Source organism: Embleya sp. NPDC001921, from assembly GCF_053594475.1.
The window spans coordinates 152,973-173,618 of record NZ_JBSFEO010000002.1; the positions used below are offsets into that span (position 1 = coordinate 152,973).

Here is a 20,646-nt window from a genome sequence, read left to right on the forward strand (position 1 = left end):
TCGGAACGAGACAGGGGTTGCCGCCATGACCGATCTGGAAACCGCGGCCCCGGCCTTCATCGCCATGGCGCACTCGATCGTGTGGGCCTCGATAGCCACGGTGGACAGCGCCGGCCGGCCGCGTACCCGGATCCTGCACCCGTACTGGGTGTGGGAGCACGGCACGCTCACCGGTTGGGTGGCCACCGCGCCCACCGCGACCAAGCGCGCGCACATCGCCCGCAACCCGTTCGTGTCCTGCAACTACTGGTCGCCCTCGCACGACACGTGCGCCGCCGAGTGCCGCGCGGATCTGCTCTTCGAGCCGGAGGTGCGCGAGCGGGTGTGGAACCTGTTCCGGGACACCCCCGAACCGCTGGGCTATGACCCGGCCGCCATCGGGGTGCCCGGGTGGGAGAAGCCCTCGTCGCCGGGCTTCGCGGTGATGCGGCTGTCGCCGTGGCGGCTGCGGGTGTTCCCGGGCACGGCGCTCAAGGGCGGGCCCGGCGACCCGGTGCTGACCTGGCAGGAACCGCGCCCGGAGCTGACGCCACAGGGCTGCAATTGACGCCACGGGGTTCCAGTTGAATCCACGCAGTAATTCCTGAGACAAAGTTGTCTCATCTGGGCTAGCATCGATCCATGCCCACCGACAACGAGCACGTGCTGCGCGCCGCCGTCACCCTGCTGCTGCGGCGGCCCGCCTCGTCCATGGACGAGATCGCCCGGGCCGCCGGGATCAGCCGGGCCACACTGCACCGGATGTTCCCCGGCCGCCCGGCACTGATCGCCGCGCTCGGCGCGCAGGCGTCGGCGCAGATCGGTCGCGCCATCGACGCGGCCGACCTCACCAGCGGCGACGACGTCCCGGCCGTACTGCGCGGCCTGGTGGACCGACTCATGCCCTGCGCCGAATACCTGGCCTTTCTGTACGGCGAGAGCTCGCTGGTCGGCGACCCGGACCTGGAGCAGGCCTGGAGCGTGATGGACGAGCAGGTCGCCGCCGCGGTCCGGCGCGGCCAGGAGAACGGTTCGATGCGGGTGGACCTCACCGCGCAGTGGGTCTCCGAGGCGCTGTTCTCCTTCGTCGCCGCCGCCGGCTGGGCGGTCCACGAGGGCCGACTCGCCGGCCGCGACGCCTCCCGCTCGGTGGCCGAACTCCTGCTCGGCGGCGCGGCCCGCCGCCCCCAGTGCTGATTCGGCGCCACCGCGGGCCGGCCGCCGTGCCGAGGCCGCACCGCCGATCCACCCCGCTACCGCGACTCCCCGGCTGACCCGTACAGCCGATCCCTCTCGTTTTTTGGAATCCTGATCATGTCGACTGGCACCTCTTCCCCGACTTCGATACATACCGGCACCGGCGGCTCCGACAAGGGCGCGCCGGGCCGCTGGATCGCCCTGGGCGTACTGACCCTGTCCGTGCTGCTGGTGGCGATCGACGCCACGGTGCTCGGGCTGGCGATCCCCTTCCTCAGCGAGGACCTCGAACCGACCGGCACCCAGTTGTTGTGGATCGGCGACGTCTATTCGTTCGTCATCGCCGGCCTGCTGGTCACCGCCGGTACGCTCGGCGACCGCATCGGTCGCAAGAAGCTGCTGCTGTGGGGCTCGGCCGCGTTCGGCGCGCTGTCCGTGGTGGCCGCCTACGCCCCCAGTGCCGAGGCGCTGATCGCGGCCCGGGTCGCGATGGGTGTCGCGGGCGCGTCGCTGATGCCGTCCACGCTCGCCCTGGTCCGCAACATCTTCCCGGACGCGCGCGAACGCAGTTTCGCGATCGGCGTCTGGGGCGCGATGTCGATGGCCGGCGCCGCGTTCGGCCCGGTGGTCGGCGGCTTCCTGCTCGAACACTTCTGGTGGGGCTCGGTCTTCCTGATCAACCTGCCGGTGATGGCGGTGCTGATCGTGGTCGGCGTCAAGATGCTGCCGGAGTCGCGCAACCCGAATCCGGGTCCGTGGGACATGCTCAGCGCGGCGTTGTCCCTGGTCGGCATGATCGCCGCCGTGTACGCGATCAAGGAGGCCGCCACCCACGGCCTGCTGCGCTGGGACGTGTGGGCCGCGCTGGTCGTCGGCGTGGGCGCGCTGGGCTGGTTCGGCCGCCGGCAGTTGTCGCTGCCGGTGCCGCTGCTGGACATGCGGCTGTTCCGCAACCGGGCCTTCTCCGGCTCGGTGCTCGCCGACCTGCTCACCGTGCTCGGCATGTCCGGGCTGATCTTCTTCCTCTCCCAGTACCTCCAACTGGTCCAGGGCCGCAGCCCGTTGCAGGCCGGCCTGGCCGAACTGCCGGCCACCGTGGGCGCGATCGTGTCGGGTCTGCTCGCCGGCCTGGCCGCGCGCCGGCTCACCCCGCGCGTGGTGGTGACGAGCGGTCTGACCGCGATCGGCCTCGCGCTCGGCGCGCTGACCGTACTGACCGTGGACACGCCGTACCTCTACCTGGGCGGCGTGCTGCTCCTGGTCGGCGTCGGCGCGGGCTTCTCCTTCACGGTCACCGCCGACCTGATCCTGGGCAGCGCGCCGAAGGAGAACGCGGGCGCCGCCTCGGCGGTCTCGGAGACCGCGTACGAACTGGGCGCGGCGCTGGGCATCGCACTGCTGGGTTCGGTGGTCACCGGGGTGTACCGGGGCCACGTGACGATTCCGGACGGCGTGTCCTCGGACGCGGCCGGCGGCGCGCGCGAATCGCTCGCGGGCGCCGCGGAGGCGGCCGGGACGGTGCACGGACAGGTCGCGGCCGATCTCACCCACTCGGCGAACGACGCGTTCCTGGAAGGACTGCGAATCGCGGCCGGCGCGGGCTCCGCGGTACTGCTCGCGGCGGCCGTCGCGGCCTGGTTCATGCTGCGCGGCGCGCGCACGGCCGGGTCGGACGTCGAGCACTGACGCCCGGGCCGGGCGGCGGGACGGATCCCGCCGCCCGGCCTCCGGGCTCCCCCTGCGCGTGGGCCGCGGAGCGCGGGGCTCCCGGCGCGGGGGCGGAGCGCGGGGCTCCCGGCGCGAGGTGCGGAGCGTCGGGCTCGTGCGGGTGCTTCAGAGTGCCTTCGCGAAGCACATGCTGCTGTCGTAGTCCTTGTAGAACCCGAACCCCGGTATGGGCTCGTAGCCGCTCGAGCGGTACAGCGCGATCGCCTCGTGCTGCTTGTCGCCGGTCTCCAGCACCAGGCGCACGCGGCCCGCGGCGCGCGCGGTCTCCTCCAGGTGCGCGAGCATCGCCCGGGACAGGCCGCGCCCGCGCGCGTGCGGCACCACGTACATGCGCTTGAGTTCGGCGTCGCCCTCCCGCAGGTTCGGGTCGTCGTCGCCGGCCGCGCCGCGGGCTCGCCAACCGCCGCTGGCCACCGGGACGTCGTTCTCGTAGGCCACGCAGAACAGGCCCTCCGGCGGCCGGAAGTCGGCCGGGTCCACCGCGGTCTCGTCCGGGTCGCCGTAGCGCTCCACGTACTCCTGCTGCACATCGGCGACCAGCTTGCGCACGTCGGGGTGGTCGTACCCCAGAGTCTTGATCTCCACGGGAAAACGCTAGCCCGTGTGTTCGGGGCGATGGGCGGCAGGTCGGCCGCGGCTCGGCGGGATGCGGCGGGACCCCGCCCGCGGCTCGGCCGCAGCTCGTCCCGGGAAATGCTTGACCTTGTCGCCTATCGGCGGTGGACTGGGCCCCACCCGGTGACACGTGTCGCCTTGCCCTGCCCGCAGGAGGATTTGCCGTGCGTATCCCGCGCCACACCCTGGTCCAGTTCAGCGACGTGCATCTGGTCCCCGAGGGTGAACTGCTGCTCGACCGGCTGGACACCGCCGAGCAACTGCGTCAGGCGCTCGCGGCGGTCGAGGCGGCGGACCTGGAGCCCGCCGCGCTGCTGTTCACCGGCGACCTCGCGGACACCGGCGACGTGCGCGCCTATCGCCGACTGCGAGCGCTGCTGGCCGAGGCCGGGCCGCGGATCGGCGCGCCCGCGCTGTACGGGATGGGCAACCACGACGACCGCGCGGCGTTTCGCGAGGGACTGCTCGACGTCCCCGCGTCCACCGAGCCGCACGACTTCGTGCACATGGCCGGCGAGGTGCGGGTGATCATGCTGGACAGCACCACGCCGGGCAGCCACTCCGGCGATCTGACGGATGATCAATTGCAGTGGCTGCGTGCCGAATTGGCCACGCCGGCGGCCGGCGGCACGGTGCTCGGCCTGCATCATCCGCCGATCCCCACGCCACTGGCGTTCCTGGAGCGGCTCTCGCTGCGTGAGCCGACCCGGCTGGGCGCGGTCCTCGCCGGGACCGACGTGCGGATCGTGCTGACCGGCCACAACCACCACGCGACCTGCGGCGTACTGGCCGGGGTGCCGGTGTGGGCGGCCCCGGCCGTCGCCTACCGCGCCGACGTGTTCCCGCCCGCGGGCACCTATCAGGGCGTGGCGGGCGTCGGCTACACCCGGGTCGACCTGTACGAGGACTGCGCGACGGCCACCTTCGTCCCGGTCGGCCCGATCGAGCCGGTGTACGCCTACGAGCGGGCCAAGGTGGACCGCTACCTCGCGGCGCACGAGGGCTGAGCGCGGCCCGGCCGGCGGCGGGCGGGGACGCGCGCCACCGGCCGGTCGGGCAGGTCGGGCAGGTCCGGCGGGCCGGGCGGCTCGGGCGGCTCGGGCGGCTCGGGCGGAAGAGCCGGGCAGGCTGCCGGGCACGGCCGTCAGACCTGCGGGCGATAGGTGCCGAAGCTCCAGAGGTTCCCCTCCGGGTCGCGCACGGTGTAGCCGCGGCCGCCGTAGTCCTCGTCCTTGGGCTCACGCACCACCGTCGCGCCCGCCGCCACCGCCCGCGCGCAGTGCGCGTCCACGTCGCCGTCGACGATGCCGTAGACGGCCGAGCCGCCGACCGGCCAACGCAGTTGGTCGCCGCAGCCCTCCGGCAGGTTGGTGCCGAGCATGATCATGCTGTTGCCGAAGGCCAGCTCCGCGTGCGCGACGGTGTCGTTGTCGCCCGGGACCACGAGCACCGCTTTCATGCCGAAAGCGTCGCCCAGGAACGCGATCGCCGCTGTCGCGTCGTTGTAGCGCAGCGTCGGTACCAGGTCGGAGATCAGGGTCTTGTCGCTCATGGTGCACTCCTTGAACCGGATATGGGACGGTCGACCCGAGTGTCGAAACCGGGCCGTCCGAACCGGGCGTCGAAACCGGGGATGGGAACCGGACGTCGAAGCCGGGCTCGGAACCGGATGTCGCCGGGTGGTCGATTCCAGCTTCCGGCGAGTGACCCCTCGCGGTATTGGACAAACGGGAACGCCGGCACCGCGGCCGAAACACGTGCACCGGTTCGCGGCCCCGGGACGGCTCAGCTCGCGAAGCCGCCCCCGGGCAGGCGGGATCTCAGATAGTCACCGGGGGTGCAGCCGGCGAACGCCTTGAAGTCGCGGTTGAAGTGCGCCTGGTCGTAGTAGCCCGCCTCCGCCGCGATGTCCGCCCAGGACCGGAGCGGGTCGTCGAGCAACTCGACGGCGTACCGAAAACGCAGCAGCCGGGCCACCGTCTTGGGCGGCAGGCCGAGCGTCTCGCGAAACCGCGCGCCGAGGTGGCGTCGGCTCCAGCCGGTCTCGCGGGCGAGCGCGGCGACCTCGATCCGGCCCGCGCTGGCCGCGAGCAGATCCCAGCAGCGGGCCACCTCGGGCAGCGGTTCGGGACCCAGCTCACGGCGGCGGAGCAGGACCCGGTCCAGGAGCGCGAACCGCGCGGACCAGTCCGGCGTGTCCTGAAGCCGGTCCACCAGCGCGCCCGCGTCCCACCCGGGCAGGTCGTCCAGGTGCACGACCCGGTCGGCGATCTCGACCAACGGCAGACCCAGCAGCGTGTACGCGCCGAGCGGGGTGAGGTCGAGTTGGATGCCGGACTGCCGGCCGTCGTGCTCCACGATCGCCGGGCCGTCGTGCAAGCCGGCCACGAACGAGCTGGTGTGGCCCGGTCCGTACCGGGCGTGGCGTGGGGACCACACCCGGATGGGAGAGAAGCCGATGATCACGGTGATCGAGCCGGTCGCCACCTCCCGGCGGCGCAACGGCGCGAGCGTGCGCTCGTCGTATCCGAGGTAGGAGTGGATCAGCGGCGCGAGCGCGGGATGCGGGGGCGCGAACACGGTCTCCATCGACCCGAGCGCGGAGGTGTGTCGGGTCACGTGCAGAGTGTCCGTGGGGACCATGCCCCCAGTCTCACATCCGCCACCGACAATGCACCGACCAAGGAGTGTCCGATGCGCATCGCGATCTCGGCCGACCAGATCAAGGGCTGTGGCGTCTACCTCGCCGACGAACTGCGCAAGCGCGGTCACGAGGTGCTGCCGTTCGGCGCGTTCGACCCGGCGCACAAGCCGGAGTTCGCCGACGACTGGGCGCCGGTGAGCGAAGCCGCCGCGCGCGAGGTGACGCTGGGGCGCGCGGATCAGGCGATCGTGTGCTGCTGGACCGGTACGGGTGCCTCGATCGCGGCGAACAAGGTGGACGGGATTCGGGCGGCGCTGTGCACGGACGCGGCCACGGCGGCGGGCGCACGGCGCTGGAACCACGCCAACGTGCTGGCGCTGAGCCTGCGGCTGACCTCCGGGCCGGTACTGATCGAGATCCTGGACGCGTGGTTCGACACCGCCCCGAGCCAGGAGATCGCCGACGTGCTCAACGTCGAGCGGGTGGCGGAGATCCGGGGCTGAGCCGGGCCGGACCGAGGGGGCAGGGGACGGTGCGGTCGAGGTAGTCGGGCAGGTCGGCGAAGTGGTCGATCACCCCGATCGCGTCGGCCAGCCCGGGCGGACGCCCGGCCGGGGCGATCAGCACCGCCTGCATGCCGTACACGTGCGGCGCGGTGGCGTCCTTGGCCGGGGTGTTCCCGACGTACATGATCTGCTCGCGCGGGACGCCGCAGGCCCGCTCGACCTCGGCGTAGAAGCGCGGATGCGGCTTGCGCAGGCCGATCGCGCAGGACAGCACGATCGCGTCGAAGCACGCCTCGATGCCCGCCTCGGCCAGGGTCCGTCGGCGCACCGACTCGGGACGCCGGGTGTCGCAGGCGAGTACGCACACCAGGTCGCGGCGTTCCCGGATGCGCAGCAGCGCGTCGGCGGCCCGGCGGATCACCCGCGAGTCGGGGATCCGCCCGAAGACGAGTTCGGCGACCGCCCCGGGGTCCGGGACGCGGGCCCCGCACAACGCCGAGGCGTGCCGGATCTCGTCGGCGAAGGGCGTGTGCGTGTCCCGGACCCGGTCCCCCTCGCGGGTGATCCGATGCACGTGGTCGTAGGCGGCGACGAACGTGTCCGGAACGTCGGTGTCCGGCATCCGGCGGAGCACGTCGAGTACGGTGCGGCCGTCCGGATTGGGTCCGCGGACCGCGAGGGTGTCGCCGAAGTCGAGGGCCAGCGCACGGAGGTTCATGATCACGCGAGTCCCCGATTCGGGGCCGGATCAGTCCTTCGGGCGGGCCCCGCGCGGGGTTGTCGGGGCGAACGCGGGCCGGTCGTCGGGCTGGGCGCGCCGGCCGGTGGGGACGGCTCGATCGTCGGGCCCGGGCGCGGGTCGGGGGTCGGACGCGGGTCGGGGGTCGGACGCGGGTTGGGGGTCGGGCCCGGGCCGGTCGTCGGGCGCGACCCGGTCGTCGGGTTCGGTGAGGGTGCGGCCGAGGAACCAGGCGAGGGCGCACAGGGCGATCAGCGGGGTGAGGGCGACGCGCAGGGTCGTCGCCTCGGCGAGGGCGCCGATGGCGGGGGTGGCCACGCCGCCGATGCTCACGGCCAGGCCCAGGGTGACGCCGCTCGCGGTGCCGACCCGGTTCGGCAGGTAGTCCTGGCCGAGCGTGACGTGCAGCGAGAACGGGATGTACAGCGCCGTCGCGGCGGCCGCGGCGAAGACGTACAGGCCCGGACCGGGCGCCAGCACGATGCCGGCCGTGGCCGGGACGGAGGCGGCGTACGCGCGGCGCAGGGTGCGGGTGCGGCCCCAGCGCGCGGCCAGCCGACCCCCGAGCACGGTGCCGATCGCGCCGCCGGCGAAGAGAGTGAACAGCGCGGCGGAGCCGGCCGTGGAGCCGCCGGCGGTGTGCTGCTCGGCGTAGAGCGCGATGAACGTGCTCAGCCCGACGAAGACGATCGAGCGGCACACGATGACGGCGGACAGCCGGGCGAACCTCGGCCAGTCGTCCGCGCGGAGCCGACCGGCCGCGGCGCGAGCCGTGGCCGCGTGCCGGGCGAGGCGGCGGATCACCGACGCGGTCACCAGGACCCCGGCGACCGCCGGCAGCAGCAGCCACGGGGTCGCGTCGAGGCCGCCGGCGGACAGGATCGGCGAGGCGACGACGGGAGCGAGCGCGAAGCCGATGTTGCCGCCGAGCGAGTACCAGCCCATCACGACATGGCTGCCTCGGCAGGCCACCCGGGCCAGGCGCGCCGACTCCGGGTGGTAGGCGGCGACGCCCATGCCGGACAGCGCGATCGCGAGCCAGGTGAGCACGTACGAGTCGGCCGGACCGGACAGCGCGATGCCCAGGCCCGCGCCGGTCGTACTGACCGGGATCAGCCACGGCATGGTCCAGCGGTCGGTGAGCGCGCCGAACAGCGGCTGCACGATCGAGGACAGCAGGGTCGCGGCCAGCACGATGCCGGACGCGGCGACGTAGCCGTAGTGCCGCTCGGCCACCAGGAACGGGACCAGGCAGGGCACCGCCCCCTGGTAGAAGTCCACGGTGGCGTGGCCGACGGCCATCATCGGGATGGCGCGGCGCTCGGGAGATCGGACGGAAGGGGCGGGCCGCTCGGCGACAAGCGGTCGGCCGGGCGCATCGGGATGCGGGGTGGGCGGCGAGTCTTCGGTGAGCGGCGGGTGTTCGGTGAGCGGCGGGTGTTCGGTGGGCGCGGAATCGGTCACCCGTCGATGATCCGAGCCGCCGGATTCGGCGGGCTTCCGATAATCTGCCAGGTGATGCCGATCTCCAGCCGACCCGACGTCGAGCCGGCGAGCGGGCTGACCACGAGCACCCGCCACCTGCCCGCGGGCGGTGGCGTAACCGCACACCGACACGACGTGCACCAGATCGTCTACGCCGGGCGCGGCGTACTGACGGTGACCACCGACGCCGGCAGTTGGGTCGCGCCCGCCACCCGCGCACTGTGGATCCCGGCCGGCACCATGCACCGGCACCGCGCACACGGCCGCACCGTGCTGCACACCGTGGGCGTCCCGGCCGACACCAACCCGCTGAACCTGGACGGCCCCGCCGTACTCGCGGTCGGCCCCCTGCTGCGCGAGCTGATCATCGCCTACAGCCGGCCCGAACTCCCGGACACCGCAGAGGGCGCCCGGATCCTGGCGGTGCTCCTCGACCAGCTCCGACACAGCCCGCAACAGGCGCTGCATCTGCCCACCGGCCGGGATCCGCGCCTGGTCGCGGTGTGCGAACTGCTCCGCGCCGATCCCGCCGACCAACGCACACTCGCCGCACTGGGCACCGACGTCGGGGCGGGAGAACGCACGCTGACCCGGCTGTTCGCGGCCGAGCTGGGGATGACGTTCCCGCAGTGGCGCACCCAGTTGCGCCTGCACCACGCGCTGCGCCTGCTCGCCGAGGACGTACCGGTGACCACCGTCGCGCACCGCTGCGGCTGGTCCTCGGCGAGCGCGTTCATCGACGTCTTCCGACGCGCCTTCGGCCACACTCCGGGCGCACACCGCACGATCGGCCTGGGCTGAGGCCGCGGCTGTCGCCATGGCCGTGGCCGCCGGCGGAAGCCCGCGACGGCGCGGGTCGTTGCGCGCCTCGGGCGTCGGGCATTACGTACGCCGGGCCTCGGTCGGTTCCGCACTCCAGTCATCGGTCGGCTGCGCACGCGAGTCGTCGGTCGGCTGCGTACACCCGTCGCCCGTCGGTTGCGAACGCCCATCGCCCTTCGGTTATGTACCCCCGTCGTCGGTCAGTTGCGTACGCCCGGCAGACCCGTGATGAAATCGGCCAACGCGGACGGGTTTCGAGTCTGGATGAGCACCCGGCCGGGGCCGGTGAAGTCGAAGACCAGCCCCTCGCCGGAGGTGACCGACGCGATGGTCCGCCCGCGCGCGGCCCGGCGGGTGGAGAACGTGATGGTGGGCGAGTACGCGACCACGTGGCCGGTGTCGACCACGACCTGCTCCCCCGCCTCCAGGTCCAACACGTCCAGCGCGCCGTAGCAGCCCATGATCACCTCGCCTTGGCCGGACGCGTGCACCAGGAAGCCGCCCTCGCCACCGACCAGATTGCGCAATCCGCCCCAGCGGGTGTCGATCTGTACGCCGGCCGAGTTGGCCAGCCAACTGGTCCGGGTGAGCAGGAACTCCGGCACCTCGGGGGTGAGCGTGACATTGGCGATGTCGCCGGGCAGCGCGGTCGCCACGTCGACCCAGCCGCCCCGGTCGGGCGCGGTGAACGTGGTCTGAAAGAACGACTCGCCGCCGAGCACACTGCGCTTGAGACCGCGCATGATGCCGCCCTCGACCTTGGCGGTGATCTCCACACCCGCGCTGTGCGCCATCATCGCGCCGGATTCGGCCCGCATCGCCTCGCCCGGATCGAGCGTGCAACGGGCGGCGGCGAACGCGGGACCGTGCCTGACTTCGACTCTCATCCCGCGAACCTCACACGCACAGGCCGCCCCCACCGACCAAAACGACCCGACCGGGCGACTGCCATCACCCGATCGGGTCGGCGGTTCCACCCACGCTCACTTGGCCGGCGGAATGCCCTTGATCATCGCGAAACGCGCCCCGAAGGGGTCGTTCACCATCGCGATCCGGCCGACGTCCGGGATGTCGTACGGCGCCGTCAACTCGGTCGCGCCCAACTCGATCGCCCGGGCGAACGACGCGTCGCAATCATCCACACCGATGTAGATCTGCCATTGCGGGGTGGTCTCCTGCGGGTCGACCTCCGCCACACCACCATGCATCGCTCCACGTCCTCACCCGGATAGGCGAGCGTGTAGACCCCGGCAGGCGACGGGAAGTCCTGATAATTCCAGCCGAACACCGCGTGATAGAAGCCGGTGGCCGCGCTCCGGTCGGCGGTGTACAACTCGGTCCAACACAGCGCACCGACGTCCTGAACCAACTCCAGGCCCTTGTTCGTGCCCGGCTCCCACACCATGAAGCCCACACCGGTCGAATCGGTGAACCCGGCCATCCGCCCCATGTCCAACACATCCATCGGCGGAAGCAACACCCCACCCCCGGCCCGCTCCACCGCCTTGGTCGTGGCATCCACATCCGGCGCGTGAAAGTACACCGACCACGCCGAGGCCGCACTCTCATCCATCAACGGCGCCAACGCCCCGACACTCTTCCCACCCTTCCGCAAAATCCCGTACCCCCCGGTCTCCGGCCCGGTGATCTCCAAATCCCACCCGAACAAATCCCCATAGAACGCCCCCGCCGCCGGAATATCCCCCACCCCAAGATCAATCCAAATCGGAGCACCAGCCGCAAATTCAGTCGTAAGCATGACAACCCACTCTCCACGAATCCACCAGCCACCCAACCCGCCCCACCACACACACCTCAAACCCCACCCGACGGAGGGCCGCCCCCACCCCCATCTCAACAAACCCACACAATCACACCAAATGCCCGATTAACCCCAACCAACACCTCCACCCGCCCCACCCCGGACAAGAACGGAGACGGGAACGGACGAACGCGGGTCACGGCGGGCACAGGTCGCCGGCGCGCGGGCGACGAACACGGCGACCGGAGCACGCGACCCGGGACAGCACACGGACATGCCGGGCACAGCGGGGCCCGGAAACCACATCAACGCAAGCACAACGAGCACGCCCGACGCGGCGGACGCGGTCGGGCACGGTCGGACGCGGCGGACACGGCGGACACGGCGGACACGGTCGGACGCGGCGGACACGGTCGGACGCGGCAATCGACGAGTACAAGGGCGGGGCCAGAGGACGACATCGTGGGCGCTGCCGTCGCGGGAGGCGCTGAGGCCGGGAGCCAGGTCTTCGCGAGAAGCGCGCCGACGCTGGGCAACCGGACTATCACGGGAGACGCGCGGGCCGCGGGCAGCCGGACGATCGCGGAAGGCGCGCCAGCCTGGGGTGGCCACATCCGCCCCGGCTCAGCACCCGCGTGGCCGCCACGTCGAAGGGGCCGGCCGCAACCGACGGGGAACCGCGTCGGCGGGAGAGGCGCCAGACCCCAGTCGGACAGCACCCAGCGCTGGCACCGAGCATGATGTGAGCGGCGCTCTCGATTTGGACGCGCGCTCGCAACGTGAGCAGTGCTCTCGGGCGTGGGCGTACAACCCGATGCGAGCAGTGCTCTCCGACGCGGACGCCCACCCCGACGTGAGCAGTGCTCTCGGTATGGACTCATGCTCTCGATACGGGGCACTGTTCACGTTGCGGAGAGCCGCACGCACTTCGGCCACCCACTCGACTCGCTGCGGGCGAGGGGCATTGGAGGCCAGGCACGTGCGTGTTTGCCGTTCTCTCGCGATGTGAGCACTGCTCTCGACGCGAGCACCGCTCTCGTTATCAACGGGTGCTCTCGAATCGATCGGGTGCTCTTGATCGCGTTGGTTCATCGGGCTCAGGTCGATTTGGCGCATGCCGGCCGAGACCGACCCACGCCGGCCCAGCCGACCAAGACCGACCTGCCTCCGCCCAACCCCCACCCCACCCCACCCCACGACACCGCACCGCGTCGGCGCATCCCCCGCCGCCCTATGTCGTCGAGCCGGTCGGCGGTGCCGGGGTCGTTGGCGTCGTTGGTGTTTCCGGCGTCGGGGGCAGGAGGGGTTCGCATATCTTGAGGGCTTCGGCGGTTTTGGGGTCGTTTCGGTCAAGGGCGGGTGCGCCGCCGGGTGGGAGTTCGACCTGGTGGTCCTTGAGGCAGCCGGCGAAGGCCTGGCCTGCCGAGTTGCCGCCTCGCCTCGGGGCGTCCGTGCCGCCGGCGCCGCCACCACCGCCGGCCGGGCCCCGCGAGGGGCGTAGTTTCGCGCACGCTTCCTCGGCCTTGCGGTACGCCGGGTCCGTAGCGCGGGGATTGGGTCGCCCGGTCGGGAAGGCGGTGGGTCGTTCGCCGACCGGACGGCTCGGGCGGCCGGATGGGCGAGGCTCACCGGACGGGCGCGGCTCACCCGATGGGCGGTTGCCGCCGTCCGGGCGTCCCGTCGGCACCGCGACGCCGTTTTCGCGCAGGCACTCGGTGTACGCCTTGGTCGCGTCCCCACCACCGTTCGCCGCGCTCGACGGGGCCGAGGCACTCGTGCTCTTGCCGCTGCTCCCCCCACATCCGGCCAGCAGCAGCACGAGTGCCGAGGCGGCGGCCGGCGCCACCGTTGTGGTCCACGCCGGTCGACCCGGGTACCTCGTCATGACGTCCTTCCCACGAGCTTCGGGGTCGGCGCCGGACGTGCGCACCGCCCATCCGCTCAGGACTCAAGCACGGCGGGATGGTGAAAGCCCGCGCACCGCCTGGGAGTTCTCTGGGAGCCCCGCCCGAGAAGGGCCATCGGCACGGTCGAGCCGACGCGTGGATTGTCGTGATCAGGCCGATTTCGGCGTACCGCGCCGGGCGCCGCCGACTTCGGGGCGCGTCGGCGCTCCCAGTGAACTCCCAGACGGCGGCCAGTGTTCGGGGACGTGTCCGGACCAGGCTGTGCGGCCATGAGGCGTGTACGGCTACGACGGAAGTCGGTCCTGATCAACCTGGCCCTGGCCACCGCGATGGTGACCGGCGTGGGCTTCGCCTACGCGGCGGTGGACGACGGCGGTGGATCGGCCGGCGCGACGCGAACGCGTACCGGCAAGGTGACCAAGGGGACGGTGCAGGCCACGGTGTCCGCGTCGGGGTCGTTGACCTCCCCCTCGGACGTCGGCGTCGGCTTCACCGCCGCCGGCCGGGTCACCGCCGTGGGCGTCAAGGTCGGCGATACCGTCACCGCCGGTCAGGTCCTCGCGCAGGTCGACCCGACCCAGGCGCAGGAGGCACTGGACGCGGCGAAGGCGGCCGTCACGGTGGCCCAGGCGAACCTGACCAAGGCCCAGGCGGGCACCCCGGTCCAACAGAACGGCGGCAACGGCAACGGCGGTGGCAGCGGCAACCAGGGTACGGACGCCCAGAACACGGTCCTGCGCGGCTCGACCACAGGCAGCGGCAGCACAACCGGAGACGCCACGACCGGCGGCACCACGACCGGCGGCGCAGCGACCACCGGCGGCACCGGCAATGTGCCCACCCCCACGTCCACATCGACGGCGGCGCCCCGGACCTCGGCGCCCCCCGTCACCCAGCCACACCCGACCGTCACCGTCACCATCACCAAGGCCCCGGCGGCCACCCCGACGCCGAGCACGACGGTCGACGCGGCGGCGGTGACCCAGGCCGAGTCGGCCCTGATCGCGGCGAACAACAAGCTCGCCGACGCCCAACGCGCCCTGGACGGCTGCGTACTCAAGGCGCCCTCCGCCGGCATCGTGGCATCGGTCTCCGGCAAGGTCGGCGACACCGTCTCCGCCACGGCCTCCTCCAGTGGATCGAGCGGATCGGGCACATCAGGCGGATCGGGCGGCACCAGCGGCGGCCAGGGCGGTTCCTCCACCTCCTCCACCGGCACCGTCACCGGCTTCGTCGTGATCGCCAATCCGACCGGCATGGAGACCCGGGTGTCCTTCTCCGAGGCCGACGCCGCCAAGGTCAAGGCCGGCCAACCGGCCACCGTGACGCTCAACGTGAACTCCGCGATCCGGCTGAACGCCAAGGTGGTCAGCGTGAATCCGCTGCCGGACGGCGGCTCGACCTCGGGTTCGGTCAAGTACGGCGCGACGATCGCGCTGGAGGGTGACGTGTCCACGCTGCGGACCGGACAGACCGCGAACATCTCGGTGGTCGTCGCGCAGGCCGACAACGCGTTGCAGGTGCCCTCCGCCGCCGTCACCGGCACCGGCGCGACGGCCTCGGTGCGGGTCCTGGTCAACGGCGCCGAGCAGCGCCGTACGGTGACCGCCGGCGTGGTCGGCGACCAGACCACCCAGATCGTCTCCGGCCTGGCCGAGGGCGACGAGATCGTGATCGGCACCGTCGCCGCGGCCGGTTCCGCCGGGTCCACGTCGGGCCGCTCCGGCCAGTCCACCCGAGGCGGAACGACCGGCGGCGGGCAACCCGTCCCGGGCATCGGCAACTTCCCCGGCGGCGCGGTCGGCGGCGCCTCGACCGGCGCTTCGGGCGGCGGCCTCCCGCGCGGCGGCTCACGATGATCGAGTCGCACGCGGACCGACCCGCGCCCGTCATCGACGTGCGTGCGGTGACCAAGTCGTACGGGCACGGCGCCGCCTCGGTGCACGCGCTGCGCGGCGTCGACCTGACCATCGAGGTCGGCGAATACGTGGCCATCATGGGCAGTTCGGGCTCGGGCAAGTCGACGCTGATGAACGTGCTGGGCTGCCTGGACGTGCCGACCTCGGGCCGCTACCTGCTCGACGGCCTGGACGTCGGCCGCCTGGACGAACACCAACTCGCCCTGGTCCGCAATCGGCGCATCGGGTTCGTCTTCCAGTCGTTCAACCTGATCCCGCGCACCAGCGCGCTCGCCCAGGTCGAACTCCCGTTGTCCTACGCCGGGGTGCGCGCCAAGGAGCGCCGGCGCCGGGCGCTGGCCGCGCTCGACCTGGTCGGCCTGGCCGACCGTACCGACCACGCGCCCAACGAACTCTCCGGCGGCCAGCAGCAACGCGTCGCGCTGGCACGTGCGTTGGTCACCACGCCCGCACTACTGCTCGCCGACGAGCCGACCGGCAACCTGGACAGCCACAGCACCGCCGAGGTGCTCGGAATCCTGGACCGGCTGCACGGCTCCGGACGCACGATCGTGATCATCACCCACGAGGACGAGGTGGCCGCCCGCGCCGAGCGCATCCTGCGCCTGGTCGACGGCCTGGTGGTCACGGACCACCGCCGCACCCCGAACCCGAACCCGACCCTGAACCCGAACCCGACCCAGGCACTCGCAACCGCAGCCGTCCCGACCGGCTCTCCCGCCGAAGGAGCCCGCCGGTGAACCCCGTCGAAGTGCTCCGCTTCGCCGTCCTGGGCCTGGCCGCGAACAAGATCCGCACCGCGCTGACCATGCTCGGCGTGCTGATCGGCGTAGGCGCGGTGATCCTGCTGGTCGCCGTGGGCAACGGCTCGTCCAAGTCCGTCCAGGCCTCGATCCAGCGACTCGGCACCAATCTGCTCACCATCTCGCACACCGCCGGCGGCGGCCGCTTCGGCGCGGCCGGCCAGGGCGGTGCGCTCAAGGACCTGACCCTGGACGACGCGCAGGCCCTCGTCGACCGGACCCTGGCCCCGCACGTCGCGTCGGCGGCGCCCGTGCAGACCGCGTCGCAGAGCATCACCTACGCCGGCCAGTCGGTCACCGTGTCCCAGGTCGTCGGCACCACACCGGACTGGTTCGCCACCACCAACCACGACCTGGGCCGAGGCGCGCTGTTCGGCACCGAGGACGTGAACGCCCGCCGCAAGGTCGCCGTCCTGGGCGGCACCACGGTCGAGAACGTGTTCGGTACGGAGAACCCGATCGACAAGGAGATCCTGATCGGGGGCGTACCGTTCCGCGTCGCCGGCGTGCTGAAGACCAAGGGCGGCAACGGCGTGGCGGACTCCGACGACACGATCGTGTTGCCGGTGACCACGATGCGCGACAGCCTGACGGGCTACGGCTCGCTCTCCTCGATCGCGGTCCGGGCCACCTCCTCGGCGGACACCACGCTCGCCCAGGACGAGGTCACCTCGATCCTGAACAACCGTCACCGGATCACGAGTTCGACGCAGAGCGACTTCCGGATCACCAACCAGCAGTCGCTGTTGAGCGCCAACGACGAGACCAACAAGACCTTCACCGTGCTGCTCGCGGCGGTCGCGGCGATCTCGCTCCTGGTCGGCGGGATCGGGATCACCAACATCATGCTCGTGACCGTCGCCGAACGGACTCGGGAAATCGGCATCCGCAAGGCGATCGGCGCCCCGCGCGGCGCGATCCTGGGCCAGTTCCTCGCCGAGTCGACCCTGCTGTCCGTCCTCGGCGGCGGACTGGGCGTGGCCGCCGGGCTGTTCGCGGCGCGCTTCGAGGTGGTCGGGATCACGCCTGTCGTGGTGCCGAGTTCGGTGGTCGGCTCGTTCGCCGTGTCGGTCGCCATCGGCCTGTTCTTCGGCGGCTATCCGGCCGCGCGCGCGGCGGCGCTGCGACCGATCGAGGCGCTGCGGCACGAATAGCCCGCCCGACCACCGCCGTTCCAGCGTCCCAGGAGGACCGAGACCATGACGCCGAAGCACCGCGTCGACCGACACGACGCCCGACCACAAACCGCCGCCCCCGACACTGCGCGGCCGGACACCCAGACACCGGACCTGCACGACACCCGGCCACAAACCGCCGTCCCCGACACGACGCGGCCCGACACCGAGACACCCGACCGACACGCCACTCGGCCACAGACCCGCATCCCCGACACGACACCGCCCGACTCCGAGACTCTCGGCCCCCGTTCCCGCATCCCCGCGCCCGGTGACCCCGGGCCGGCGGCGAACGCGGCGGCCGAGACCGGGTTCGTCGGCGGCTTCCGTACCGAACCGGAAGCCGCCGACGAATCCCATCCCTACACATCCCATCCCTACACATCCCACCCCGACACATCCCACCCCGACGAGTCCCCGGAGGACATCCTCGGCCGGCCGCCGACGGCCCGCGACGTGGCGGCCGAACTCACCGCCCCGCCCCGGCGCAGGCTGCCCGCGCTGACGCTGGCCCTGGGCGCGGGCGTGTTCCTGTCGGTCGGCTTCCTGGCGGGCGTCGAGGTGCAGAAGGATCAAGGCGAGGGCACGAGCCAGGCCGTCGGACCCGCCGCCGCACAGGGCGCGAACCCGTACGGCGCCCGCGCCGCCGGCGCGCCTTCGACCGGTGGCGGCGGGCAGGGCACCGGACGTACCGGCGGCGCGGCGGCCGGCCCCGGAACCGGCGCCGCCTCCGACCTGACCACCGGGACCGTGAAGGTTGTGGACGACTCCTTCATCTACGTCTCAGATTCGGCCGGCAATATCGTCAAGGTGAAGACCGACGCCACAACCAAGATCCAGGTCGTCCGGGACGGCAAACCCGTCGACCTCAGGCCCGGCGACGCCGTCGTGGTGCGTGGCACCACGGGTGCCGACGGCTCGGTGGCCGCCACCTCGGTCACCGAGGGCACCGCCGCGGCCGCCCGCCCGGGAGCCGGCAGCCCCGGCACGAGCGGAACCGCGGGCACGAACGGAACGGCAGGCGGCACGAACGGAGCCGGCCCCACCGCCGGCGGAACGGGCTGACGTGACCACGCCCACCGAAGCCGGCGCCCGCGCCCGCCTCCTGGTCGTCGACGACGAGCCCAACATCCGCGAACTCCTGTCCGCCAGCCTGCGCTTCGCCGGATTCGACGTCGACTCGGCGGCGGACGGCACGGACGCCCTCGCGGCGGTCGCGCGCTGTCGGCCGAACCTGGTCGTCCTCGACGTGATGCTCCCGGACCTGGACGGCTTCGAGGTGGTCCGCCGGCTGCGCGCCGACGGAACCCACCTGCCGGTGCTGTTCCTGACCGCCAAGGACACCACCAAGGACAAGATCACCGGATTGACCCTGGGCGGGGACGACTATGTCACCAAGCCGTTCAGCCTGGAGGAGCTGATCGCCCGCATCCACGCGGTACTGCGCCGGGTGGACGGCGGCGCGGCCCTGCCGACGCCGTCGAACCGGATCGTGGTCGCCGACCTCGAACTCGACCCGGAGGGCCACGAGGTGCTGCGCGGCGGCCGTCCCGTGCAACTCTCGCCGACCGAGTTCAAGCTGCTGCGCTACCTGATGCTCAACACCGGCCGGGTGGTGTCCAAGACCCAAATCCTGGACCACGTCTGGCAGTACGACTTCGGCGGCGACCTGAGCATCGTCGAGTCGTACATCAGCTATCTCCGCCGCAAGGTCGAACTCGACGTCGGCGGCGGCAAGTTGATCCACACCGTACGCGGTGTCGGGTACGTGCTGCGCCGCCCGCAGCCGACGGTCTGACGGCGCCCCCATGCGCGTCCCGCACCCGAACCCGTCCATGCTGCGCCTCCCGCGCCCGAGCCGGTCCACGCTGCGCCTCCCGCATCCCAGCCGGTCCTCGCTGCGTGTCCGGGTCCTGATCATCGCGATGGCCCTGGTCGCCGTCGCGCTGCTGGTCAGCCAGACCGTCGTGGTGGGTTCGCTGCGCGGCTACCTCACCGACCAGATGGACCGGCAACTGGCCCAGGCCGCACGCGGGATGGCGTTCCGTCCGCCGGAGTCGGGCGAGCCGCGGAGCGGGCCGCGCGGGCGGGCGCCCGGTGTGCTGCCGAGCCGGATCGTGGCCGAGTACCTGTTTCCCGACGGCACCACCCGCCAGCGGATCCGCTCGCCGGGCGCCGAGGACGAGTTGGGACCCCGACTGCCGAAGCTGGACACCGACACGGTGCTGGGGTTGGAGCGACGGGCGTTCGAGACCGACTCGGTGAGCGGCGACGGGCGTTGGCGGGTACTCGCGGTGCCGGTGGCGGGCGGCGAGGGCAGCGTGGTGCTGGCCCAGCCGCTGGACGACGTGCGCGCGACCGTCGATCGGATGCGCACGGTGTGCCTGGTGATCGGCCTGAGCTGTCTGACCGTGCTCGCCGCGGCCGGCTGGTTCGCGCTGCGCGGCGGCCTGCGCCCGCTGCGCCGGATCGAGGAGACGGCGGCGGCGATCGCGGCCGGCGACCTCTCGCATCGGGTTCCGGTACCCGCGCCCGGGACCGAGATCGGCCGGCTGTCCACATCGATCAACGGCATGCTCGCCCAGATCGAGACCGCGTTCGCGGCCCGGGCCGAGTCGGAGACGCGGATGCGCCGGTTCGTCGCCGACGCCGGACACGAGTTGCGCACCCCGCTGGCGAGCGTGCGCGGCTTCGCCGAGTTGTACCGGATGGGCGCGCTCACCGATCCGGCCGAGGTGGCCCGCACGATGCGCCGGATCGAGGACGAGGCGATCCGGATGGGCGGCCTGGTCGAGGACCTGCTGCAATTGGCCCGCCTGGACGAACAGCGCCCGCTCTGCAACGAGCCGGTGGACCTGCGGATCCTGGCCGCCGACGCGGTGCACGACATCAAGACGCTCGCACCCGATCGCTCGGTCACGCTGACCGGGCTGGACGGCGGCGCGGCGCATCCGGTGATCGTCTCCGGCGACGAGTCGCGGCTGCGGCAGGTGGTGGCCAACCTGGTCTCCAACGCGCTGACGCACACCCCGACCGGTACCGCGATCCGGATCGCGGTGGGCCGGACCCCGGCACCGGACCCGTGCGCGGCTCTGGAGGTCACCGACGCCGGCCCCGGTCTGGCTCCGGCCGACGCGCAGCGCGTCTTCGAACGCTTCTACCGCGTCGACTCCTCCCGCAGTCGGGCCGCCGGCGGCGGTTCGGGCCTGGGCCTGGCCATCGTCGCCGCGCTGGTCAACGCGCACGGCGGCCGGGTCGAGGTACGCACCGCGCCCGGTCGCGGCGCCGCCTTCCGGGTCCTGCTGCCCTGACCCGCCCGACCCGACCCGCCTCGCCCGGCCCCGACCGACCCGCCCGGCACGACC

The 20,646-nt window shown here is 72.4% G+C and carries 19 protein-coding genes and 1 pseudogene; 12 read left to right on the forward strand and 8 right to left on the reverse strand.

The window, feature by feature from the left end:
• Window positions 1–25 precede the first annotated feature (25 nt).
• The 3 genes from ACWCPW_RS02440 to ACWCPW_RS02450 all read left to right on the forward strand — a co-directional run bounded on the left by ACWCPW_RS02440 (window position 26) and on the right by ACWCPW_RS02450 (window position 2,862).
• On the forward strand, window positions 26–547 hold the full coding sequence (locus ACWCPW_RS02440) for a pyridoxamine 5'-phosphate oxidase family protein (protein WP_449759717.1): 522 nt from the start codon (window positions 26–28) through the stop codon (window positions 545–547).
• A gap of 74 nt (window positions 548–621) precedes the next feature.
• Window positions 622–1,176: a TetR/AcrR family transcriptional regulator gene (locus ACWCPW_RS02445; RefSeq protein ID WP_449759718.1), complete on the forward strand. Its 555-nt coding sequence runs from the start codon at window positions 622–624 to the stop codon at window positions 1,174–1,176.
• Window positions 1,177–1,293: 117 nt separating this feature from the next.
• A complete protein-coding gene (locus ACWCPW_RS02450) occupies window positions 1,294–2,862 on the forward strand; it encodes an MFS transporter (RefSeq protein WP_449759719.1) in 1,569 nt (522 codons plus the stop codon).
• 147 nt (window positions 2,863–3,009) lie between these two features.
• Here ACWCPW_RS02450 and ACWCPW_RS02455 read toward each other — a convergent pair whose 3' ends face one another.
• Entirely contained in the window at window positions 3,010–3,489 is a 480-nt protein-coding gene (locus ACWCPW_RS02455; protein ID WP_449759720.1) for a GNAT family N-acetyltransferase, read from the reverse strand.
• Window positions 3,490–3,683: 194 nt separating this feature from the next.
• Here ACWCPW_RS02455 and ACWCPW_RS02460 point away from each other — a divergent pair, with 194 nt between their 5' ends.
• Window positions 3,684–4,526, forward strand: a complete 843-nt coding sequence (locus tag ACWCPW_RS02460) for a metallophosphoesterase (RefSeq protein WP_449759721.1) — start codon at window positions 3,684–3,686, stop codon at window positions 4,524–4,526.
• Window positions 4,527–4,663: 137 nt separating this feature from the next.
• On the opposite strand, the gene ACWCPW_RS02465 is transcribed toward ACWCPW_RS02460, so the two are convergent.
• On the reverse strand, window positions 4,664–5,071 hold the full coding sequence (locus tag ACWCPW_RS02465) for a VOC family protein (RefSeq protein WP_449759722.1): 408 nt from the start codon (window positions 5,069–5,071) through the stop codon (window positions 4,664–4,666).
• A gap of 233 nt (window positions 5,072–5,304) precedes the next feature.
• On the reverse strand, window positions 5,305–6,162 hold the full coding sequence (locus ACWCPW_RS02470; protein ID WP_449759723.1) for a helix-turn-helix domain-containing protein: 858 nt from the start codon (window positions 6,160–6,162) through the stop codon (window positions 5,305–5,307).
• 51 nt (window positions 6,163–6,213) lie between these two features.
• On the opposite strand from ACWCPW_RS02470, the gene ACWCPW_RS02475 reads away from it, so the two are divergent.
• Window positions 6,214–6,666 (forward strand): RpiB/LacA/LacB family sugar-phosphate isomerase, encoded by a 453-nt coding sequence (locus ACWCPW_RS02475; RefSeq protein WP_449759724.1) that lies wholly within the window; start codon window positions 6,214–6,216, stop codon window positions 6,664–6,666.
• Here ACWCPW_RS02475 and ACWCPW_RS02480 read toward each other — a convergent pair.
• Both ACWCPW_RS02480 and ACWCPW_RS02485 read right to left on the reverse strand, forming a co-directional pair.
• A complete protein-coding gene (locus tag ACWCPW_RS02480; protein WP_449759725.1) occupies window positions 6,632–7,387 on the reverse strand; it encodes an HAD family hydrolase in 756 nt (251 codons plus the stop codon). The two genes, ACWCPW_RS02475 and ACWCPW_RS02480, sit on opposite strands and share 35 nt — an antisense overlap.
• A gap of 30 nt (window positions 7,388–7,417) precedes the next feature.
• Window positions 7,418–8,710: an MFS transporter gene (locus ACWCPW_RS02485; RefSeq protein ID WP_449759881.1), complete on the reverse strand. Its 1,293-nt coding sequence runs from the start codon at window positions 8,708–8,710 to the stop codon at window positions 7,418–7,420.
• Between the two features lie 216 nt (window positions 8,711–8,926).
• On the opposite strand from ACWCPW_RS02485, the gene ACWCPW_RS02490 reads away from it, so the two are divergent.
• A complete protein-coding gene (locus ACWCPW_RS02490) occupies window positions 8,927–9,694 on the forward strand; it encodes an AraC family transcriptional regulator (RefSeq protein ID WP_449759726.1) in 768 nt (255 codons plus the stop codon).
• A 221-nt stretch (window positions 9,695–9,915) separates the two neighbouring features.
• On the opposite strand, the gene ACWCPW_RS02495 is transcribed toward ACWCPW_RS02490, so the two are convergent.
• From ACWCPW_RS02495 to ACWCPW_RS02505, 3 genes and pseudogenes are all read right to left on the reverse strand, one after another.
• Window positions 9,916–10,602 carry a TIGR00266 family protein gene (locus ACWCPW_RS02495; RefSeq protein ID WP_449759727.1) on the reverse strand — a complete coding sequence of 229 codons (687 nt, stop codon included), beginning with the start codon at window positions 10,600–10,602 and terminating at the stop codon, window positions 9,916–9,918.
• 96 nt (window positions 10,603–10,698) lie between these two features.
• Window positions 10,699–10,923, reverse strand: coding sequence for a VOC family protein (locus ACWCPW_RS02500; RefSeq protein WP_449759728.1), 225 nt, complete (start codon window positions 10,921–10,923; stop codon window positions 10,699–10,701).
• Window positions 10,924–11,177: 254 nt separating this feature from the next.
• Window positions 11,178–11,474: pseudogene (locus ACWCPW_RS02505) on the reverse strand (VOC family protein); the annotation flags it as partial.
• Window positions 11,475–13,653: 2,179 nt separating this feature from the next.
• Between ACWCPW_RS02505 and ACWCPW_RS02510 the strand changes: the two are divergent.
• Genes ACWCPW_RS02510 through ACWCPW_RS02535 form a run of 6 tightly spaced genes read left to right on the forward strand, consistent with a single transcriptional unit; the run spans window position 13,654 to window position 20,592 of the window.
• Entirely contained in the window at window positions 13,654–15,243 is a 1,590-nt protein-coding gene (locus tag ACWCPW_RS02510) for an efflux RND transporter periplasmic adaptor subunit (RefSeq protein WP_449759729.1), read from the forward strand.
• Window positions 15,240–16,043, forward strand: coding sequence for an ABC transporter ATP-binding protein (locus ACWCPW_RS02515; RefSeq protein WP_449759730.1), 804 nt, complete (start codon window positions 15,240–15,242; stop codon window positions 16,041–16,043). Before ACWCPW_RS02510 ends, ACWCPW_RS02515 begins: the two co-directional genes overlap by 4 nt.
• Entirely contained in the window at window positions 16,040–17,260 is a 1,221-nt protein-coding gene (locus ACWCPW_RS02520; RefSeq protein ID WP_449759731.1) for an ABC transporter permease, read from the forward strand. The genes ACWCPW_RS02515 and ACWCPW_RS02520 overlap by 4 nt, the downstream gene beginning before the upstream one ends.
• Before the next feature lie 45 nt (window positions 17,261–17,305).
• Entirely contained in the window at window positions 17,306–18,346 is a 1,041-nt protein-coding gene (locus ACWCPW_RS02525; protein WP_449759732.1) for a hypothetical protein, read from the forward strand.
• A 1-nt stretch (window position 18,347) separates the two neighbouring features.
• Entirely contained in the window at window positions 18,348–19,079 is a 732-nt protein-coding gene (locus tag ACWCPW_RS02530; protein WP_395868399.1) for a response regulator transcription factor, read from the forward strand.
• 10 nt (window positions 19,080–19,089) lie between these two features.
• Entirely contained in the window at window positions 19,090–20,592 is a 1,503-nt protein-coding gene (locus ACWCPW_RS02535; protein ID WP_449759733.1) for a sensor histidine kinase, read from the forward strand.
• Window positions 20,593–20,646 lie beyond the last annotated feature (54 nt).

Excerpts from the sequence above, each read along its gene's own strand:
- ACWCPW_RS02450 (WP_449759719.1), top strand. The coding sequence starts at position 1,294 with ATGTCGACTGGCACCTCTTCCCCGACTTCGATACATACCGGCACCGGC.
- ACWCPW_RS02525 (WP_449759732.1), top strand. The coding sequence starts at position 17,306 with ATGACGCCGAAGCACCGCGTCGACCGACACGACGCCCGACCACAAACC.
- ACWCPW_RS02475 (WP_449759724.1), top strand. The coding sequence starts at position 6,214 with ATGCGCATCGCGATCTCGGCCGACCAGATCAAGGGCTGTGGCGTCTAC.
- ACWCPW_RS02490 (WP_449759726.1), top strand. The coding sequence starts at position 8,927 with ATGCCGATCTCCAGCCGACCCGACGTCGAGCCGGCGAGCGGGCTGACC.
- ACWCPW_RS02480 (WP_449759725.1), bottom strand. The coding sequence starts at position 7,387 with ATGAACCTCCGTGCGCTGGCCCTCGACTTCGGCGACACCCTCGCGGTC.
- ACWCPW_RS02500 (WP_449759728.1), bottom strand. The coding sequence starts at position 10,923 with ATGCATGGTGGTGTGGCGGAGGTCGACCCGCAGGAGACCACCCCGCAA.
- ACWCPW_RS02440 (WP_449759717.1), top strand. The coding sequence starts at position 26 with ATGACCGATCTGGAAACCGCGGCCCCGGCCTTCATCGCCATGGCGCAC.
- ACWCPW_RS02515 (WP_449759730.1), top strand. The coding sequence starts at position 15,240 with ATGATCGAGTCGCACGCGGACCGACCCGCGCCCGTCATCGACGTGCGT.
- ACWCPW_RS02485 (WP_449759881.1), bottom strand. The coding sequence starts at position 8,710 with ATGGCCGTCGGCCACGCCACCGTGGACTTCTACCAGGGGGCGGTGCCC.
- ACWCPW_RS02495 (WP_449759727.1), bottom strand. The coding sequence starts at position 10,602 with ATGAGAGTCGAAGTCAGGCACGGTCCCGCGTTCGCCGCCGCCCGTTGC.
- ACWCPW_RS02470 (WP_449759723.1), bottom strand. The coding sequence starts at position 6,162 with ATGGTCCCCACGGACACTCTGCACGTGACCCGACACACCTCCGCGCTC.
- ACWCPW_RS02445 (WP_449759718.1), top strand. The coding sequence starts at position 622 with ATGCCCACCGACAACGAGCACGTGCTGCGCGCCGCCGTCACCCTGCTG.
- ACWCPW_RS02535 (WP_449759733.1), top strand. The coding sequence starts at position 19,090 with ATGCGCGTCCCGCACCCGAACCCGTCCATGCTGCGCCTCCCGCGCCCG.
- ACWCPW_RS02510 (WP_449759729.1), top strand. The coding sequence starts at position 13,654 with ATGAGGCGTGTACGGCTACGACGGAAGTCGGTCCTGATCAACCTGGCC.
- ACWCPW_RS02465 (WP_449759722.1), bottom strand. The coding sequence starts at position 5,071 with ATGAGCGACAAGACCCTGATCTCCGACCTGGTACCGACGCTGCGCTAC.